We start from the raw sequence: 18,434 nt of genomic DNA on the forward strand, positions 1-18,434 counted from the left end.
GAGGATCCTATGTCGATCGATGCGAACGGCGATGTCACCCTTGAGGGCGTCTCGCTGCGGAGCCTTCCGAAGGTGTCGCTGCACGACCACCTCGATGGCGCCGTACGCCCAGCGACGATCATCGAGCTGGCGGATGGGATCGGTCTCGAGGTCCCGGAGACCAATCCGGCACACCTGGGGAAGTGGTTCCAGAAGCAGAGCAATGCGGGCTCGCTGGTGGAGTACCTCAAGACCTTCGACCTGACCACAGGGGTGATGCAGACCAAAGAAGGGCTGACGCGCGTTGCGCGGGAGTTTGTGCAGGATCTGGCAGCTGACGGAGTCATCTACGGTGAGATGCGCTGGGCCCCGGAACAGCACCTCGGTCGGGGTTTATCACTGGAACAGACAGTAGAGGCCGTCCAGCAGGGGATCGAAGAGGGCGAAGATGCTGTCGATCGTGCGGGGCAGAATATCCGTGTGGGGCAGCTGATCACCGCGATGCGTCACACGGATCGTGCGCGCGAAATCGCAGAACTTGCGGTTGCCTTCCGCGGCCGTGGGGCGGTCGGCTTCGACCTTGCTGGTCCAGAAGACGGATTCCTGCCCTCAAACCACCGCGCGGCATTCGACTACCTTGCCGAGAATTTCTTCCCCGTGACTGTGCATGCAGGCGAGGCTGCTGGTCCCGATTCGATCAGCTCCGCTCTCATCGACGGACGCGCGCTGCGACTCGGACACGGTGTGCGGATCGCCGAAGACCTGCAGGTCATCACGGAAGAGGGCGACGAAGTGCAGGTGCAGTTTGGCGACCTGGCACGCTGGGTGCGCGACCGCGAGATTCCGCTGGAACTTTCACCGTCGTCGAACCTGCAGACGGGGGCAGTCGCTGCCTGGGGTAAGACGCTCGCTGACCACCCTTTCGATCTGCTCTACCAACTGGGCTTTTCGGTCACCGTGAATGTCGATAACCGCACCATGAGCGGTACTTCACTGACACGTGAACTCGCGCTGCTCGTCGAGGCGTTCGAGTACGATCTCGACGACATCGAGACGTTCCAGTTCAACGCTGCCTCTGCGGCTTTCCTCCCGGTGGAAGAACGTGAAGAGCTCGTCGAAATGATCGCAGACGGCTTCGCTGACTGACCGTTAGGGCGCCAGCGGCGCGAAGAAGTCAGTGGTCAGCTGGGTGACCTCCGCATGCATCTCCTCCGTGGAGATGGTGGGGGTGCCATCACCCGACTGCACGCCGTAGTCGCCGAACGACGCGTGTGCTGCACCTTCGATCTCCACCATTTGCGCATCCGCAGGGAGCTGGTCTCTGGCGTCGGCGACCTTCTCGGGTGTCGAGAGGCCATCCTCGCTTCCCGCCAGGCTGAGCACAGGAAGCCCGCTGCTTGATAGGTCGTTCGCGCAGTAGGAGGCGAACAGCACCAGTGCGTCGGCGTCTGCAGAAAGCTGGCACGCGCGCACACCGCCAAGTGAGTGCCCGCCCACACCCCAAACGCTCACATCAGAGGCGGCAGAGGTGAAGGCATCGAGGCCGCGCGGATCGAAGAACGCAAGGTTTAACCATGGCCGTGTGATCACCACAGTCGTGCCATCTTCGGCAAGACCCTGCAGGATCGCGGCGTATGCCCATGGGTCCACCTTGGCGCCAGGGATGAACACGAGGCCGGTGTCTGACTCGCCGCCGGCGGGGGAGAGCACGATGCCCTCCTCCGCATCTGTCACCGTGATGGCAGAGTTCTCTCGCACAGAGGCCAGCTGCTCGGGATCTGCCTGCATGACGCCGATCTGCGTCCAGGCGATGAATCCGCCGATGAGGAGAGCGAGGACGATTGCCACGCCCCACAGCACACGTTTCCAGATGCGGCGACCAGGCTTCTTTTGCACGGGTTAACGCTACTCCGCAGCGTGCCGCCGTCGGGCCACGTCCGAATGGGTCAGGAGGTAGTCCTCGAACGCCTCGCTGGTGGTGCGCTGCGGTCGATATCCGAACTCGTCTTTCAGTTTCTGGTTTGCCAAGACGGGGCGGTAACGCAGAAAAGGCACCTTCTCTGGCCCGTGTGGGGTGAGCCTCAGTGTCTGGCCGACCCGGAGCGCGGCGGCGAGCGTCCATGCAGGCAGGATGAGTCGCCGCTTACCCAGACGGGCGGCGATCTCGGTGGTGGTCATTCGGCCATCACCCGCAACGTTGAAGATGCCTGGCGGACCATCTGTCGCTGCCCGCACCATGGCGGCGGCGACATCGTCCACCCAAATGAAGACAAAAGGAGACTCGGAACCGGCGAGGCAGAGGATGCGTTTTGCGTCCCAGAGGGCGGTGATCTGATTCTGAACTGTCGGCCCCAAAATAGTGCCAATGCGGAAGATGACCTGCTCAAGCTCTGGATGCTCGTGGCGGTACCGTGACAGCATCTCTTCGACGAGCCGCTTGTGTCTGGCATACGGGAAGGAATCATTGCCTCGTAGCGGCTGATCCTCTCCAATCCAGTCAGGGTTGTCTGGGTGATAACCGTACGCCGCTCCTGAGCTGGAGACGACAATCCGCCGCACGCCTTCCTGTGCGCATGCGGCGAGGACGTTAGCGGAACCGGTCACATCAACGCGGTACTCCTGGTCGACATTGCGACCAGGATTGACGATGGCAGCCAGATGCACCACGGTGTCGATACGGTGCTCGCGCAGAAGCGGCGCAATCGCTGTGCTCTCTGTCACATCGAGGATCGCCGGGACGACACCTGCTTGCGACTTCGCTGACCGGAGGTCGGCAGCCACCACAATCTCCACGTCGTCTCTCTGCGCCAACGCGGCAGCGACGTGTGATCCCAGAAACCCGCCGCCGCCGGTGATGAGCACCCTCCTCATCGGACAACCTCAGTCACTGGACGACCTCCGCGGGGGAGCGTCCGCTGGCATCGCCTGAGGTCGCCCCGGTGCGCCTCTTCGTGTGTCTTGCCCAGACGCCTGCGACAACGAGGCCGGCAACGATATCCCAGATGCCCCACCAACCAGCGACGATGGCCATACCGCCGAGGCCATCAAAGAACAGAAAGACGAGACCGAGGCCGAGGCCTGCGTTGCGAATACCCACCTCGAACGTCATCGCCTTGCGCTCTCTCGTGCCGAGTCCTCCGACCACCGCCGTCCCGTATCCCAGTGCGAGAGCTACGGCGTCGTGCACGGCGACGACGAGCAGAATCACCCCTAGTACCTGCACGAAGACCGCCCAGTTGCCGACAAGAGCCGCGATGATGAAGCCGAGCAGCGCGATGAGGCTGAACCACTTCACGATCGGCTGCACGCGAGCGCTGAACCCTGGTGCCTTCGCCCTGAGCAGCAAACCGAGCGCGAAGGGGAGCCCGATGATGAGCAGAATCTCTAGGAGCATCCGCCACGGATCGACAGCAACGTCGCGCAGCAGCGTGCGCGCAGTGGGGTGCAGCGATCCCCAGAAGGTGATGCTCAGCGGCAACGCGAAAATATAGACAAGGTTGCCGACGGCGGTCATCGACACCGAAAGTGCCACGTTGCCACCCGCGCGATGCGTGAGCACCTGAGAAATGTTCCCCGGCGGGCAGCATGCCACCAGCAACATGCCGAGCGCCATCGATGGGGTCACAGGGAGCACCAGCGTGAGCAAAAAGGTGACGACGGGCAACAGCAAGAGCTGAGCGAGAATCGCGATGGCGAAAGGCTTCGGATGCTGAGCGACGACCCGGAAATCCCGCGGTGATGTCCCCAGCGCAATGCCGAACATGATCAGCCCGAGCACGACATTTAAGATGGTGAGCGAGCCAGGTGTGAACGACAGAACGACCTCGTCGACGTTCACGCTCCCACCTCCAGCGCGGTGGTCTCCTTCTTGACGGCGCCTCGGTACGCGTCTTTGTTGACGTAGTAGGCCATCCGGTCAAGGCCGAGGTAGTGGTATCCGCCGCTGAGGTCTGGCCATGGCTCACCGAGGACACGCTCGCGGAAACGCGCGGCGCGCGCGGCGTCGTTTTCGGCTGCGTCGAGATAGGACGCGAGCAGCTCTGCCTGCTCGTAACGGCCCTGCCAGCCAATGCCGGATGCCTCGATCATGCCCATCACGAACAAGCCGTTGAAGGATGCCGGAAAGACGTTCAGAAATAGTCTCGGTGAGGCGCCGTGCCAGTGCAGGTGCTCGCGGTCCACAAACGGGTAGTCGAGCGTGTAGCCGGTGGCGAGCATGACCAGGTCGTAGTCGTCTGCACTTCCATCCTGAAAGTGCACCGTCGACCCGTCGAATCGGTCGATATCGGGTCGGATCTGGAGGTCGCCCTGTCCGAGGTGATTGAGGATGAGCGTGTTCACAATCGGGTGAGACTCATAAATGCGGTAATTGGGCTTCGGGAACCCGAACCGCACAGGGTCGCCGGTGAAAGCCCGGAGCACTCGACTGTCGACAGCCTGCTTGATTTTCGCAGGCAGCGGACGCCCCTGATTGAGGGTGTCGCTTGGCTTGCCGAACAGATAGCGGGGGACGAAGTAGTACCCACGCCGCACGCTCATATCGACAGATTCTGCGTGGTGAACTGCGTCAACAGCGATGTCGCATCCAGAGTTTCCTGCACCGATCAGAAGCACCCGCTTACCTCGGAGTTGGGAGGGCGATTTGTATGCGCTGGTGTGCATCAGCTCGCCGGAAAACTCACCCGAAAAGCGAGGCACGTTCGGCTCAGCGAGCGTGCCGTTGGCCAGCACGACTCCGGCGTACCATCGGGTGCTTTCTCCCTCTGGCCCTGTGCTGGAGAGGTACCAGCCGCCCTCGTGCGGTTCCAGTCGGGTGACCCGCGTATTGAAGCGATACAGGGCAGAGAGCCCGAAGTGCGCGGCGTACTGTTCGAAATACTCACGCAACACACGATGACCGGGGTAGTCGACGCGTGACCGCATCGGAAACTCCGCGAACTCCGTCGTCGTGCGCGATGAGATCAGGTGCGCAGACTCATACATGGTGCTGCGAGGGTTGTTGATATCCCACAGGCCACCAACGCCGTGGGAGGCTTCGTAGCCGTCGACGGCTATCCCGCGCTTCTGAAGTGCCCTTGTGGCGGCAAGACCCGATGGCCCTGCGCCGATTACGGCGTATGTGTTCATGGTGCTCCCCGCACGTCACTGTGCTTAAAAAACGCCCCCGTCCCACCGATCGTATCGGTTGGACGGGGGCGTCAATGCGCGGGGTGCCCTCAGGAAGTGGCGAGCTGCTGCTGCCTGGTGGCGACAGCCTCCCTGATCTGAGCGAACAGCGGATGCTCTGGATCGAGCCCCGTTGCGCGCGCGGTGAACGCGTGCGGATCCTCGCTCTTCAGCAGTTGCTGAAGTTCGACGGACTGCTCGTCTGACGGTTCGTCGAATTCAAGTGCTGCGAGCACCGCGGCAACGAGAGCCTCGGTAGAGAGCCCGCGCTCCGCGGCCATTGCTGCCGGACCGACAAAACGCTCGTGCCGCGAGATCTTCCGCAGGGGCTGGCGTCCCACACGCTGCACCGTGTCCACAAGGGAGGGATTGCGGAATCTGTCGAGGATCGTGGCGCGGTACTGTGCCAGATCGTCAGGGTCAAGACCGTGCTCTGCGACCAAGACCGCAGATGTCTCTTCGAGGGCGGCAGAGACGCGGGCGGCAATATCTGCGTCGGCGAGTGCATCGGAGATGCGCTCGATGCCTGCACGTGCTCCGAAGTATGCCGTGGCAGCGTGGCCCGTATTCACCGTGAAGAGTTTGCGCTCGATGTACGGACCCAGCTCATCGACAAAGTGCGCGCCGGGAATGTGGGGGAGGTTGTCTCCGAAGGGGGGAGCCTCGATCGCCCATTCGAAGTAGGGCTCGACAGTGACGTCGACTCCTGCTCCTTCTGGCTGGCCAGGCACAATGCGGTCAACCGCGGTGTTCGCAAACACTGCTCGTGACAGCAGCGTCTCGGCGTCCGGCCCCGCTGCGGTCGCAATTTCGTTGCGCAACAGGTCGGTGGCGCCGATGGCATTCTCACAGGCCATGATCTGCAGCGGAGCGGCGTCTGGGGCGCGCAGGGCGAGCCCAGCGACGATCGACGGGGCAACAAAGCGCAGCACCGTCGGCCCCACAGCAGTAGTGACGACGTCAGCCGACGCCACTTCTTCCGCCAGCTCCGCCGGATCGGTGCGGCTGTTTACCGCGCGAAACCCGGTGACGACGTGATCGGTCCCTCCGGGGCCGGCCTCGTGCACGGTGTAGGAGTCTGCTGCGTTGATCGCGTCAACCAGCGCGTCAGCGACATCGGAGAAGACGACTTCGTACCCGCCTTCATTCAGCAGCAGGCCAACGAATCCGCGTCCGATGTTGCCAGCCCCGAAGTGGACCGCCTTCATCCTTCGTTCACCTCCGCAAGCAGCGCATACAGCTCTTCTGATGTCTGTGCGGCGGCGAGCTTGGCGACGTCGTCTTCTTCAGAGAAGAGAATCGCGATCCGCGAGAGGATCTCGAGGTGCTCATCACCGATTCCAGCGATGCCGATCACGAAGTTCGCCGGTTCACCCGCCCAGTCAACGCCCCCGTCGTAGCGGACCACAGAGAGCGCCGAGGCGAGGATGGTGTCTTTCGCGTCATTGGTGCCATGTGGAATCGCGAGTCCGTTGCCCATGAAGGTGGACACGGTTTCTTCGCGCTGACGCATGGCATCGACGTATGCCGGGGTGACGGCGCCAACGGCGACGAGGATGTCTGTTGCTTCCCGCAGCGCTTCGTCGCGGGTTGTCCCGCCCGAATGAATGCGGACCTGCCCAGGGGTGAGAACGCTCATCATGATTCCTTTCGTTGTTCGCGCACCATATCAACGACCTCTTCGTACTTGGGAGAGTTCATGAAGTTGTCGACAGATACGTGAATGGAGTTCGGTGACTTCGCGCTGGCACGCTCGGTGAGCTGTTGCTGAGTGATCACGACGTCTGCGGTGCCATCGAGGTTGGCGATCGCCTGGTTGGTAACCGTCACGCCCTCGATGCCTGCTTTCTTGATCTTGTTGCGCAGCACGCTCGCGCCCATTGCTGAAGACCCCATACCGGCGTCGCAGGCAAAGACGATGTTTTCAATCGGTGCGGTCGCCACGGCGGTAGCGGTCGCCGCGGCGGGAGCGGCAGCATCTGTCGAGGTGCGCAAAGCGTCCATTGCTGTCGAGGACTTGCCCTTGTTCGCCTCGGTCTGTGCGATCGCGGCGCCAAAGCTGTCGCCCTCTGCTTCGAGGTCGCGCTTGCGCGAAGCCCGCAGAATCACACCGGTGATGAGGAACGTCACCGTAGCGGCGATTACCACCGACAAAAGGACGACGAGAACGTTGCCGACGCCAGCGCCGATCGCTGCGAAGAACACGGCGATGATGCTACCGGGAGCTGCCGGGAACACGAGGCCACCGTTGAAGAGCATGTTGGTGGTGACTCCGGCTGCACCACCGGCGATGAGCGCCAGGATGGTGGTCGGCTTGCTCAGGGCGTACGGGAAGTAGATCTCGTGGATTCCACCGAAGAACTGGATGATCGCAGCACCGGGTGCCGAACCCTTCGCAGCTCCGACACCGAAGAAGCTGAACGCAAGCAACAGACCGAGGCCGGGACCAGGGTTCGATTCGATGAGGAAGAGGATCGACTTTCCGGTCTCAGCCGCCTGCTCGATTCCCAAGGGAGTGAAGACACCGTGGTTGATGGCGTTGTTCAGGAACAGCACCTTCGCTGGCTCCACGATGATCGAAACGAGCGGCAGCAGCTGGAGCTCGACCAGCCAGTCGACCGCCTTGCCGAGCACATCGCTGATGGCAAGCATGATCGGACCGAAGGCGAAGAACCCGACGATCGCGAGGAGCATACCCATGATTCCGGCGGAGAAGTTGTTGACAAGCATCTCGAAGCCTGGGCGAATCTTGCCGTCCCACAGCTGATCGGTCTTCTTCATGATCCATGCGGCAAGGGGGCCCATGATCATCGCGCCGAGGAACATCGGGATGTTGGTACCGACGATCACGCCCACTGTTGCGATAGAGGCGACGACACCGCCGCGATCGCCGTAGACCATGCGGCCTGCAGTGTTGGCGATCAAGAGGGGGAGGAGGTAGGTGACCATCGGCCCGACGAGACCGACGTACGCGAGAATGTTGCCGCTATCGCCCTCCGCCACGGTGGTCATGGCGCCCTGCCACTGGATGAGGACGGAGTCGCCACCGCCACCGATGATCTCGGACACTCCTGCCCAATGCCAACCGAAGGGGCTCTCCGCCCCGAAGAATCCCTTGGGGATGAAGAGCATCGTAATGAAGCCCCAGGCGATGAAGGCCGCGATGTTCGGCATGATCATGCCGGAGAGGAACGTGCCGAGGCGTTGCACTCCTACGCGGAGGCCGCCTGGTTTGCTGGCGGCGGGTGACGTCGTCGTCATGATGTCGTTTCTTTCTTGTGAAGGGGGTATGTCGCCGCAAGCGTCGCTACGGCAGTTCGGGCGGAGGATGCGTCATCCGAGGCCAGGGCGGCTTCGGCGAGGCTTTTGGCTTCAGACGCGGTACGTGCAGAGAGTGTGGTGCGCACATCGGCCAAAGCAGACGGCGCCATTGAGAGGCTGGTGGCGCCGAGCCCCACCAGCACAACGGCAAGGAGAGGGTCGGCCGCGGCTTCACCGCAAATGCCGACCGGCTTGCCGAGCTTTGCTCCCGCGTCGCCCACTTCTTTGACGAGGCGGAGAACGGCGGGGTGCCACGGGTCTTGGAACCCCGCAACAGAGCCGAGCATGCGGTCAGCAGCCATCGTGTACTGGGTCAAGTCGTTGGTGCCGATAGACGCGAAATCAGCGTGCGCGAGAACCCGGTCTGCCAGGAGTGCGCTTGCGGGAATCTCGACCATCACACCGGCGGTCTTGAGCCCATACTCGCGCGCGAGACCCGTGAAGTACTTGGTCTCGTCGACCGTGGCCACCATCGGTGCCATGACCCACAGATCTGCTTCGGTCGCAGCATCTGCTTCGGCGAGTGCGGTGAGCTGCTCGCGCAAAATGTCTTCGCTGGCTTGCAGTGCGCGCAATCCCCTGAGGCCAAGGGCCGGGTTCTCTTCATGCGCGTCGTTGAGGAAGGCAAGGGGTTTGTCTGCCCCGGCATCCAGCATCCGAACCACGACCTTCTTGCCGGGGAACGCCGCGAGCAGTTCGCGGTACGACTCTCGCTGCTGCGCGATCGTCGGAGCCTGGGCAGAGGAGAGGAACAGAAACTCGGTACGGAAGAGCCCGACACCTTCGGCCCCGCGAGAGACCGCATCGGCGGCGTCGCTCGGCTTTCCCAGGTTGGCAAGCAGCGCCACTGGGGTGCCGTCGGCCAGTGCGCCCGGAGTGAGCGGGGCGTTGTCGGCTGACCGGCGCGCGGCTGCACGCTCGGTGGCTCTCGCTTTTTCATCCTCCGACGGGTCGCGGGTCACGACGCCACTGGCGGCATCGACGATCACGCTTTCGCCGGTCGTCAATGCGGTGCCGCCCACGGCGCCCACGATGGCCACGATGCCTTTTTCTCGCGCGAGGATGGCGGTGTGCGATGTGGGCCCGCCGTCTGTGGTGACAAGGGCCAGCACCTGGTCGAGGTCGAGTAACGCGGTGTCTGCGGGGGCAAGGTCCCTTGCCACCAGCACGAACGGATGACCAGGATTCGGGACACCGGGAGCAGCCACTCCGCGAAGGTGCGCCAGCACCCGTTGAGCGATGTCGTCGAGGTCGGCAGCGCGCTCGCCGAGGTATCCACCCACTGCTTCAAGGGTGGCGCGGAATCCGGCAAACGCGTCGTGCACTGCCCACTCTGCTGTCGCGCCCGCGTCGATTCTTTCGTCGACCTCGTCTTGCAGCGTCGGGTCTTCGGCGATCATCGCTTGGGCCTCAAGGACCTCCTGCGCTGACCCGCCTGCGGCTTCGCCTCTTTCGTTCAGCTCGTGCGCCACAGAGGAGATGGCTTCGCGAACGCGGTGACGCTCCGATTCGGCACCTGCCGTGCTTGGTGTGTTCTCTGGTGCTGGCATCGCCTCAGCCATGCGCACGACCGGTCCCTGAGCAACGCCAAGGCCGATTCCTACCCCCCGAAGCTCGCTCATCCGGCGGCGTCCTCGTCATGGTCTGTGGTGAGCAGGTCGGTGAGGGTGTCCAGGACGTTGTCTGCACCTTCTCCGTCTGCCGAAAGGGTGACGTAGTCGCCATACTCCACGGCGAGGGCGATAACGCCGAGGATGCTGGCCGCGTTGACCGGCTTGCCTGACCCCTTGGTGATGGTCACGGCCAGGCCAGAGTTCTTAGCTGCCTGTGCGAAGAGCTTCGCTGGGCGAGCGTGCAGCCCGTGAGAAGAGCCGATTCGTACGGTGCGGGTGGCGGTCATGGTGTTCCTTTCGGGGTCTCGCCGGTTTCGGCGAGGATCGAACGGGCGAAATCGAGGGTGCGAGAGCCATCGCGGTCTGCGAAGACATCGTCAGGCAGCAAAGCGACGGGCGCGTCTGCGCCTGAACGGATCGCTTCGAGGCGGTCACTGAGGTGAGGGCCGACAAGGACGAGGTCTCCGCCTGAGTGGGCCACAGCGGCTTCTGTGCCAGCCGTTGCGTCCCAATCGAGACCGGCCGCTGCGGCGGCGTTGCGAAGCCGTTGCGCGACAAATGTGCTGGACGCCCCAGCGCCACACACCACGAGAATCCTCATCGATGCCCACCTTCCTGATAACAGTCTGTGAAACCGGAAGACATCCCGCCAACAGGTTCCTTTCCGCCCCTGCGGAACAGGGCTTTCCGCCCAGCGGATGCCGCTTGCTGACATCATGGAGAGCACGTCGAGACAATGCGGTCAGCACACGGAAAGTCGGGGAAATCATGTCGCGTCAGCGCCAAGACCAGCTCATCGCTGTGATTCTGCGCAACGGCGGATGGGCGACGGCGGCAAGTCTTGCCGACCAGATGGGGGTCACCCCGCGCAGCATCCGCTCCTATGTCGCGGCCCTGAATGCGCGTACTCCCGGCGCCGCCGTCATCGAATCAGGTCCAGCGGGCTATCGAGCAGGGCCGGGCGCACGCGGAGCATTGCGGGTGCGCCACACGGGTGAGTCGGCCCCGCGGGATCGCTTGCACACGCTGGTGCGGCTGCTGCTGGACGAACCTGACGGTATCGATGTCTTCGACACGGCAGACGAGATGCACGTCAGCGAAGCCACCCTCGAAGCAGACCTGGTGCGTGTGCGGGGTCTGCTCGACGGTACTGACCTCGTCCTGCACCGCGACCGTGAAATGGTGCGGCTGAGAGGTGACGAGTCAGCGCAACGGCGATTGCTCAGCAAACTCGCCCATGACGAAATGGACGACGCGTCTTTCCATCCAGAAACGTTCCGGCGTGCGCTGTCACGCTCTGCTGTCGCCGCCGACGCTGTTGCACCCTTCAAGTCGGCCCTCGTGCGCGAGCTCGGTGAGCTGGGGTACTACGTCAATGAACTGGCTATCGCCGACGTTCTGCTGCACATCGCGATCGCGGCCGAGCGAGTTTCTGCGGGGCACGCTCTCGAAGCATCCCAGGCAGGAGCTCGCGAAGAGATTCCGCGCGTAGGTGCCGTGATCGCTCGCCTCGCAGGAGAGCACTTCTCCGTGGTGCTCGGAGAGGGCGACAGCGCGCATCTTGCCTCACTCGTCCTCACCCGCATCGTGGCTCCGGGGGAAGACGCCACGCGCGAGGTCGCTCGAAGCGGCGTAGACCCGCAGGTTGAACAAGCCGTTCGTGCAGAGATTGCCAAAGCGGCCGAAGACTTCCAGGTTGATCTGGTGGACGAGACGTTCGTGCTGCGGGTCGCCCTGCACGTGCAGAACTTGTTGCGGCGCGCGCAAGAAAGCGCGCCCACCCGCAACCCACTGACCCGATCGCTGAAAACCACGTATCCGATGATCTTCGAGGTGGCCGTCTCTATTGCGAGCGGTCTGCACGACCGCATCGGAACGCCGATTCACGATGACGAGATCGCCTACATCGCGATGCACGTGGGCGGACGGCTCGAACGCAGTCGCAAAGCCGAATCAATCCTCACCGCCACGATCGTCTGCCCCGGCTACCACGAGCTGCGTGAACTGCTTCGATCCAGTGTTGACCGTTCACTCGGCTCCGCAATCGAGGTGACCACCGTCGTCACAAACGTCGATCCCGACTGGGGATCGTTCGACACCGACCTGGTCCTCAGCACCATCGAACCGGGCTCAGCCGGCGACCGTTTTGTACGCATCCAGCCTTTCCTGACAGAAGCAGACGTCGACCGCATCCAGCAGGCGGCAGCGCGCGTGCGAAGAGCACGCAGGCTCACCCGCCTTCGCGCGGAACTTGCCCGCTATTTCCTCGCCGATGCGTATGTGTTCCCGCTCCCAGACGAGGGGGAAGAAGCGATCATCCGTCGCCTCGGAGGTCTCCTCGTCGAGGCAGGGCTGATCGGTCAGGACTACATCGAAAACACAGTCATCCGGGAGCGGATGTCGTCGACAGCATTCACCGATGCCCTCGCGGTGCCGCACGCATTGCAGATGACAGCGACGCGCACCGCGATCGCGATCGGGGTGGCAGACGGCTCAGCCGCGTGGGGCGAAGGCCGTGTGCAAGTGGTCGCGCTCGCCGCATTTAGTGAGGGTGACCGAGCGGCGTTCCAAACGGTGTTCGAGCAACTGGTCGAAGTGTTCAGCGAACGCGAGAGCGTGCAACGAATAGTGCGCAAGGGGACGACATTTGAGGCGTTCCTCGACGAACTTGTCTCGGTGATTGACGGCTGAGTGGAGTTTGACGGCTGAGGGGAGTTTGACGGTGCAGTGGCGCGGTCTCACTCCGGCGCCAGCACCGCGGAGAGCTGATCAAGCAGACTCTCCGCGGTCGCTGACGGTGGCGTCTCCAGCACGACAGTGTCGCCCTGGACGATCCCCATGTCCATCACAGCCAGCACGCTACTCAAATCGACAGTTGTGCCGTTTGCGGTGCGCAGCGTCACCGGCGCACTGTGCGACTGTGCGAGGCGCACGAGTTCGGCGACAGGGCGTGCGTGTGCGCCGTTGTGTGTGCTGACGATCAGGTGCCGGGAGGGCATGATCAGGAACGCTCATCGAGGAGGCTGCGTACCCCGGCTTCGAGCTCGGCGACAGCTTCTCTGGCGCCGACGGCAGACTCTGCGCGTGCATCGATGTAGACCTTGAGCTTCGGCTCGGTGCCACTGGGGCGCACGATCACCCGCGAACCATCTCCGAGTCGGTACCTCAGCACATCTCCGGAGGGTTCGCCGGGAGCTGCCTGCAAGAGATCTTCTGCAGAGGTGATGGAGCGACCGGCGATGTGAGTTGGAGGAATCGAACGCAGCGCGAGCATCACGTTTCCGATGACAGCGAGGTCTTCGACACGCACCGAAACCTGACCGCTCGCGAAGTGGCCGTACGTGTCGCCCAGTTCCGCCAGCAGGTCGAGGAGGGTGAGTCCCCGATCGCGAGCCTCGGCGGCGAGGCCGAGAATGGCGACAGCGGCGGAGATTCCGTCTTTGTCGCGCACCGTCTCTGGGTTCACGAGGTAGCCAAGCGCCTCTTCGAAACCGAAGACCATGCCGGGAGCGCGAGAGATCCACTTGAACCCGGTAAGCGTCTCGTGGAAGTCGAGCCCATGGTGTGCGGCGACGGCGCCGAGCCCTGGTGACGAGACGAGGGAGCACGCGAGTGCGGCACCGGAGGTGCCTTCGGCGGCACGAGCCGCACGGGCACCGAGGAGGAGGCCTACCTCGTTGCCTGTCAGGCGACGCCATCCATCCGCGGCGGACTCGTCTGGAACGGCGACGGCCAGTCGGTCTGCATCAGGATCGTTCGCCAAGATGAAGTCCGCAGACACTCGGCGCGCTCTGGCAAAGGCAAGATCCATTGCGCCCGGCTCTTCGGGGTTAGGGAACGCGACAGTGCGGAACGTCGGGTCTGGGAGAAGCTGCTCGTCAACGACGAACGGCTGCGGGTACCCGGCATCCTTCACGATGCGAGACAGCGTCTCCCACCCCACGCCGTGCATGGCGGTGTACACCCAACGCATACCGGTGGTGCCGGCAGGAGCGGGCGACACTGCCGCTGTGGCTGCGACGTAGGCATCCACGACTTCGTCGCCAGCAGTTTCGTACGCCGTCGAACGAGGTAGCGCACGCACGGTGCTGGTGTCGGCGATGTGCTGGATGTGTGCCGCGATCTCCGCGTCTGCCGGTGCGACGATCTGCGAGCCCTCGTGTGAGCCGCCCAGGTACACCTTGTAGCCGTTGTCGTTGGGAGGGTTGTGGCTTGCGGTCACCATCACCCCGGCGTCTGCACCGAAGTGGCGCACCGCGTACGCGAGTACAGGGGTCGGCAAAAGGCGGGGGAGCAGGATCGCCCGCAATCCCGCACCAGCGAAAAGTTCTGCGGAATCGGTAGCGAACACGCGCGAGTTGCGGCGACCGTCGTAGCCGACCACGACGGTCGGGACATCTCCGTGCGACTTTTCCCGCAGGTAGGCGGCGAACCCTGCTGCGGCCTGCGCCACGAGCACGCGGTTCATGCGGTTGCTCCCGGCGCCGAGCTCGCCACGCAACCCCGCGGTTCCGAAAGCTAGCCGGGTGTGAAAGCGATCGTTCAGGTCAACGATCGCTGCCTCTTCTCCCGTCGCTGCACGGGTGATAATGCCGGAGAGTTCGTCTCGGGTCTCCTGATCGGGGTCTTGCCGAAGCCAGGCGCGGGCGGTGGAGAGCAGTTCGTCGTTCACAGAGCCTCGACCACCTTTGCCAACAGGGCAGAAATGACAGGCTCGGCCTCGCGGCCAGCTTCGATTACTTCACCGTGACTGAGCGGGGTCTTCTGGATCCCGGCTGCGAGGTTTGTGATGAGGGAGAAGCCCAAGATCTCCATGCCGGCCTCGCGTGCCGCGATCGCCTCCAGTGCGGTGGACATGCCAACGATGTGGCCGCCCATGTGCTTCACCATCTGCACCTCGGCAGGGGTCTCGTAGTGCGGGCCGCGGAACTGGGTGTACACACCCTCATCGAGCGTCGGGTCGATTCCACGCGCGATGTCACGAAGACGACGCGAGTACAGATCAGTGAGGTCGACGAAGGTGGCGCCTTCCAGAGGGGAGTTCGCAGTGAGGTTGATGTGGTCGCTGATCAGCACCGGCTGCCCTGGCGTCCAGGTTTCCCGGATGCCGCCAGCGCCGTTGGTGAGCACCATGATCTTGGCGCCCGTTGCCGCCGCAGTGCGCACACTGTGCACCACGCGGCGCACACCGTGGTTTTCGTAGTAGTGGGTCCTGGCACCGATCACCAGAACGTTCTTGCCACCGGGGGTGCGGATGCTACGAAGAGTTCCGCTGTGTCCCTCAAGGGCGGGCTTGGAGAACCCCGCAACTTCGGTTGCGGGGATGGTCGCGACAGTCTCCCCGATGATGTCAGCGGCCTTGCCCCAGCCACTGCCGAGGGTGAGTGCGAGGTCGTGCCTGTCGACTCCGGTGAGACGAGCAATGTCGTCCGCAGCCTGTGCTGCGATCTCAAGAGGGTTTGCGTTCGGGTCGTCGAGAGGGTTGCTATGTGTTTCGGGCATGGATCCACTCTAGGAAGGTGCAGGCGTTGGTGCCAGGATTGCGGAAGAATGGGTTGCATGTCTTCCACCACTTTCGAGCGCACTCAGCGCGTCGCCGTCCTCGGCGGCGGTCCCGGCGGTTACGAGGCGGCTCTTGCAGCAGCCCAGCTCGGGGCTGAGGTCACCCTGGTCGAGCGGGTGGGGGTCGGCGGATCGGCTGTTCTCACCGATGTCGTGCCCTCCAAGAGCCTGATTGCGACGGCAGATGCTGCGGTGGCAATCTCTGAGGCGAGTGATCTCGGCGTGAACTTCTACGCGAAGGGGGATCGGAGCAGGCCGCTTCGTCCCGAAATTGCGATCAACCTCGCCGCCGTCAACAAGCGGCTCCTCTCCCTCGCTGGCCAGCAGTCCGAAGATATGCGCGCCACGCTCTTGGAAGCCGGTGTGCGCATTCTCTCCGGTCATGGCCGGTTGGAGGGGCCCACAGCCATCATCGTGTCGACGGGGGACGGCGGCACTGACTTTGACAGGGTAGAGGCAGACACCATCATCGTGGCGGTGGGTGCTTCGCCCCGAGAGCTGGATTCGGCAAAGCCGGATGGGAAGCGCATTCTCACCTGGACTCAGTTGTACGACATGAAGGCGCTGCCTGAGCACCTCATTGTTGTCGGATCTGGTGTCACCGGTGCGGAGTTCGCCTCGGCGTACATGAACCTCGGAGCGAAGGTCACTCTCGTCTCCAGCCGCGATCAGGTGCTCCCTGGCGAAGATCAAGACGCGGCCAGCGTATTGGAGAAGGTGTTCAAGCGCGGCGGCATGCAGGTGCTTTCAAAATCCCGCGCTGAACGAGTTGAGGTGGTCGACGACGGCGTTGTCGTCACCCTGTCAGACGGACGCACCGTCGATGGCAGCCACTGTCTGATGGCTGTCGGTTCCATTGCGAACACCGCAGGCATCGGTCTGGAAGAAGCGGGTGTCGAACTCGACGACTCCGGACACGTGCGGGTCAACCGCGTAGCCAGGACATCCGTTCCCAACGTGTATGCCGTCGGGGACTGCACGAACTTCTTCCCGCTCGCATCTGTCGCGGCGATGCAGGGGCGCACGGCGGTGTTCCATGCGCTGGGCGACATCGTTATTCCGCTTGATCTGATCAAGATCACCTCGAATATCTTCACGGCACCTGAGATCGCCACTGTCGGCTACAGCCAGAAAGACGTCGAAGACGGTATCGCCGACGGCATGGTCTACAAACTCCCGCTGGCGGCTAACCCCCGCGCCAAAATGATGGGCATCAAGGATGGTTTCGTGAAGCTCATCGCTCGCAAGGGCAGCGGCACCGTCATCGGTGGCGTGATCGTGGCTCCGAAAGCCTCTGAGCTGATTTACCCGATTGCTATCGCTGTCGAGCGTCGCCTCACTGTCGATCAGGTTTCTCGCGTCTTCGCCGCGTACCCCTCGCTGTCCAGCAGCATCACCGATGCGAGCAGGGCCATGCACCTCGTCAACATTTCATAAAAGAGGGGGTGCCCCGCTTTCGCGGCGCGCCCCCTGCTATCCCTGAGCCTTCCTCAGGTCCCTGAGCCGTCCTTCGGTCCCTGAGCCGTCCTTCGGTCCCTGAGCCGTCCTGCGGTCCCTGAGCCGTCCCGCGGTCCCTGAGCCGTCCCGCGGTCCCTGAGCCTGTCGAAGGGTGGTCCCTGAGCCTGTCGAAGGGCGGTCTCATCGAAACCGGCAGCCGGGCCCCGTTGCGCCTCCGGTTAGAAGTTGAGAATCTGGCGTCCGTCCTGCACGAGGTTGCGAATGCTGGCCTCACCGTTGTTGTCGGTCAGCAGCGTCCAACCGGCCGCCTGAATCGCGGCGGCCGACTTGTGTGCCTTGGCGCAGTAGGAGCACGCTCCGAGGATGTTCGACCTCAGCTTCTCGGCGAGTGGATGCATCGGATTGGTCGGGTCGGAGATTGCCGCGAGGGTTTCCACTCCGGAACCGTCGAACACGACCACGACATCGTCGCCGGCCTCCTGGAATTCGATCGCTGTCTTGAGTCCGCGGTAGGCGCGCGCGTCTCCAGAGTTGGTGGATTCGTAGATGACCACGGCAATTTTGTTCGACATTTTGTCTCCTGTGGGTGGTGACCCATCTCGATTAGACGGATCTGTCTAGATCAGATTAGACGGATTAGTCTAGAATTGTCGAATCATGTCGCAAACCACTCATCAATCCGCGCGCGGCGTGGAGCACGCCGCAACCGCTACGGAGCCCAACACTGCCCGAGAGCGCCTGCTCCAGACGGCTGCGCAGCTGTTCTACGGGCGTGGGATCAACTCGACAGGGGTCGACCTGATCCTGGCCGAGTCGAAGGTGGCGAAAGGCAGTCTCTACCATCACTTCTCCGGCAAGCAGGCACTGGTCCTCGCATACCTGCAACGCGAGCGCGACGACTGGCAACGGTCCGCAACCGCGAGCGACGATCTGACGCTGGATTCGGGCGCCCGTCTTGACGCACTCTTTTCGGGCGTCGTCCACTCCGTCCATGCCGGAACTTTCCACGGGTGCCCGTTCACCAACGCCATCATCGAGCGCCCCGACGATGCTGAGGTGCGGGCTGCCGTAGACGGATACTGCGACCAGTTGCGACAACACCTCGCTGCGATCACCGGTGAGAGCCCAACCTCGGCTCTCGTGCAACAACTATTCATCGTCTACAACGGCGCGCTCACAGCGTTGAAGCTCACCCGCGACCTGGAGGCCGTCGAAAGCGCCCGGTGTTTGGCGCAGCAACTCCTTCACGAACAGCAGGCGCAACGACTCCGCGGGTGATGGAGACGTGGAAAGCGTCGCCAGCTATGGCCGTCGCGGGAGGGTCCCTGAGTCTTC

The 18,434-nt window shown here is 63.3% G+C and carries 18 protein-coding genes; 4 read left to right on the top strand and 14 right to left on the bottom strand.

Annotation, left to right across the window (positions count from 1 at the left end; translation table 11 throughout):
• Positions 1-9: 9 nt before the first annotated feature.
• Positions 10-1,125, top strand: a complete 1,116-nt coding sequence (locus tag AB0O87_RS13715) for an adenosine deaminase (RefSeq protein WP_363517118.1) — start codon at positions 10-12, stop codon at positions 1,123-1,125.
• Positions 1,126-1,128: 3 nt separating this feature from the next.
• On the opposite strand, the gene AB0O87_RS13720 is transcribed toward AB0O87_RS13715, so the two are convergent.
• From AB0O87_RS13720 to AB0O87_RS13765, 10 genes are all read right to left on the bottom strand, one after another.
• The gene (locus AB0O87_RS13720; protein WP_363517120.1) at positions 1,129-1,875 is read right to left on the bottom strand and encodes an alpha/beta hydrolase; all 747 of its coding nucleotides are present in this window, start codon (positions 1,873-1,875) and stop codon (positions 1,129-1,131) included.
• Positions 1,876-1,884: 9 nt separating this feature from the next.
• Positions 1,885-2,850, bottom strand: a complete 966-nt coding sequence (locus AB0O87_RS13725) for an SDR family oxidoreductase (protein WP_363517121.1) — start codon at positions 2,848-2,850, stop codon at positions 1,885-1,887.
• A 13-nt stretch (positions 2,851-2,863) separates the two neighbouring features.
• Positions 2,864-3,817 (bottom strand): bile acid:sodium symporter family protein, encoded by a 954-nt coding sequence (locus tag AB0O87_RS13730; protein ID WP_363517124.1) that lies wholly within the window; start codon positions 3,815-3,817, stop codon positions 2,864-2,866.
• A complete protein-coding gene (locus AB0O87_RS13735; RefSeq protein WP_363517127.1) occupies positions 3,814-5,106 on the bottom strand; it encodes an NAD(P)/FAD-dependent oxidoreductase in 1,293 nt (430 codons plus the stop codon). Before AB0O87_RS13735 ends, AB0O87_RS13730 begins: the two co-directional genes overlap by 4 nt.
• 89 nt (positions 5,107-5,195) lie before the next feature.
• A complete protein-coding gene (locus AB0O87_RS13740) occupies positions 5,196-6,353 on the bottom strand; it encodes a mannitol-1-phosphate 5-dehydrogenase (RefSeq protein WP_363517130.1) in 1,158 nt (385 codons plus the stop codon).
• Positions 6,350-6,784, bottom strand: coding sequence for a PTS sugar transporter subunit IIA (locus AB0O87_RS13745; RefSeq protein ID WP_363517133.1), 435 nt, complete (start codon positions 6,782-6,784; stop codon positions 6,350-6,352). The genes AB0O87_RS13740 and AB0O87_RS13745 overlap by 4 nt, the downstream gene beginning before the upstream one ends.
• On the bottom strand, positions 6,784-8,406 hold the full coding sequence (locus tag AB0O87_RS13750) for a PTS mannitol transporter subunit IICB (RefSeq protein WP_363517136.1): 1,623 nt from the start codon (positions 8,404-8,406) through the stop codon (positions 6,784-6,786). Before AB0O87_RS13750 ends, AB0O87_RS13745 begins: the two co-directional genes overlap by 1 nt.
• Positions 8,403-10,088 carry a phosphoenolpyruvate--protein phosphotransferase gene (gene ptsP / locus AB0O87_RS13755; protein WP_363517139.1) on the bottom strand — a complete coding sequence of 562 codons (1,686 nt, stop codon included), beginning with the start codon at positions 10,086-10,088 and terminating at the stop codon, positions 8,403-8,405. The genes AB0O87_RS13750 and ptsP overlap by 4 nt, the downstream gene beginning before the upstream one ends.
• Positions 10,085-10,366, bottom strand: coding sequence for an HPr family phosphocarrier protein (locus AB0O87_RS13760; protein WP_363517142.1), 282 nt, complete (start codon positions 10,364-10,366; stop codon positions 10,085-10,087). Before AB0O87_RS13760 ends, ptsP begins: the two co-directional genes overlap by 4 nt.
• Entirely contained in the window at positions 10,363-10,680 is a 318-nt protein-coding gene (locus tag AB0O87_RS13765; RefSeq protein WP_363517145.1) for a hypothetical protein, read from the bottom strand. Before AB0O87_RS13765 ends, AB0O87_RS13760 begins: the two co-directional genes overlap by 4 nt.
• A 167-nt stretch (positions 10,681-10,847) precedes the next feature.
• Here AB0O87_RS13765 and AB0O87_RS13770 point away from each other — a divergent pair, with 167 nt between their 5' ends.
• Positions 10,848-12,770, top strand: coding sequence for a PRD domain-containing protein (locus AB0O87_RS13770; RefSeq protein WP_363517148.1), 1,923 nt, complete (start codon positions 10,848-10,850; stop codon positions 12,768-12,770).
• A gap of 47 nt (positions 12,771-12,817) precedes the next feature.
• On the opposite strand, the gene AB0O87_RS13775 is transcribed toward AB0O87_RS13770, so the two are convergent.
• Genes AB0O87_RS13775 through AB0O87_RS13785 form a run of 3 tightly spaced genes read right to left on the bottom strand, consistent with a single transcriptional unit; the run spans position 12,818 to position 15,581 of the window.
• Positions 12,818-13,078, bottom strand: coding sequence for an HPr family phosphocarrier protein (locus AB0O87_RS13775; protein WP_363517151.1), 261 nt, complete (start codon positions 13,076-13,078; stop codon positions 12,818-12,820).
• A gap of 2 nt (positions 13,079-13,080) precedes the next feature.
• Entirely contained in the window at positions 13,081-14,751 is a 1,671-nt protein-coding gene (locus AB0O87_RS13780) for a phospho-sugar mutase (RefSeq protein WP_363517154.1), read from the bottom strand.
• Positions 14,748-15,581, bottom strand: a complete 834-nt coding sequence (locus AB0O87_RS13785; protein WP_363517157.1) for a purine-nucleoside phosphorylase — start codon at positions 15,579-15,581, stop codon at positions 14,748-14,750. The genes AB0O87_RS13780 and AB0O87_RS13785 overlap by 4 nt, the downstream gene beginning before the upstream one ends.
• A 48-nt stretch (positions 15,582-15,629) precedes the next feature.
• On the opposite strand from AB0O87_RS13785, the gene AB0O87_RS13790 reads away from it, so the two are divergent.
• Positions 15,630-17,078, top strand: coding sequence for an NAD(P)H-quinone dehydrogenase (locus AB0O87_RS13790; RefSeq protein WP_363517160.1), 1,449 nt, complete (start codon positions 15,630-15,632; stop codon positions 17,076-17,078).
• A 239-nt stretch (positions 17,079-17,317) separates the two neighbouring features.
• Here AB0O87_RS13790 and AB0O87_RS13795 read toward each other — a convergent pair whose 3' ends face one another.
• Positions 17,318-17,671, bottom strand: coding sequence for a sulfur reduction protein DsrE (locus tag AB0O87_RS13795; RefSeq protein WP_363517162.1), 354 nt, complete (start codon positions 17,669-17,671; stop codon positions 17,318-17,320).
• An 85-nt stretch (positions 17,672-17,756) separates the two neighbouring features.
• Between AB0O87_RS13795 and AB0O87_RS13800 the strand changes: the two genes are divergently transcribed.
• Positions 17,757-18,377, top strand: coding sequence for a helix-turn-helix domain-containing protein (locus AB0O87_RS13800; protein ID WP_363517165.1), 621 nt, complete (start codon positions 17,757-17,759; stop codon positions 18,375-18,377).
• Positions 18,378-18,434: the final 57 nt, after the last annotated feature.

Source organism: Microbacterium sp. NPDC076768, from assembly GCF_040687205.1.
Lineage (GTDB): Bacteria > Actinomycetota > Actinomycetes > Actinomycetales > Microbacteriaceae > Microbacterium.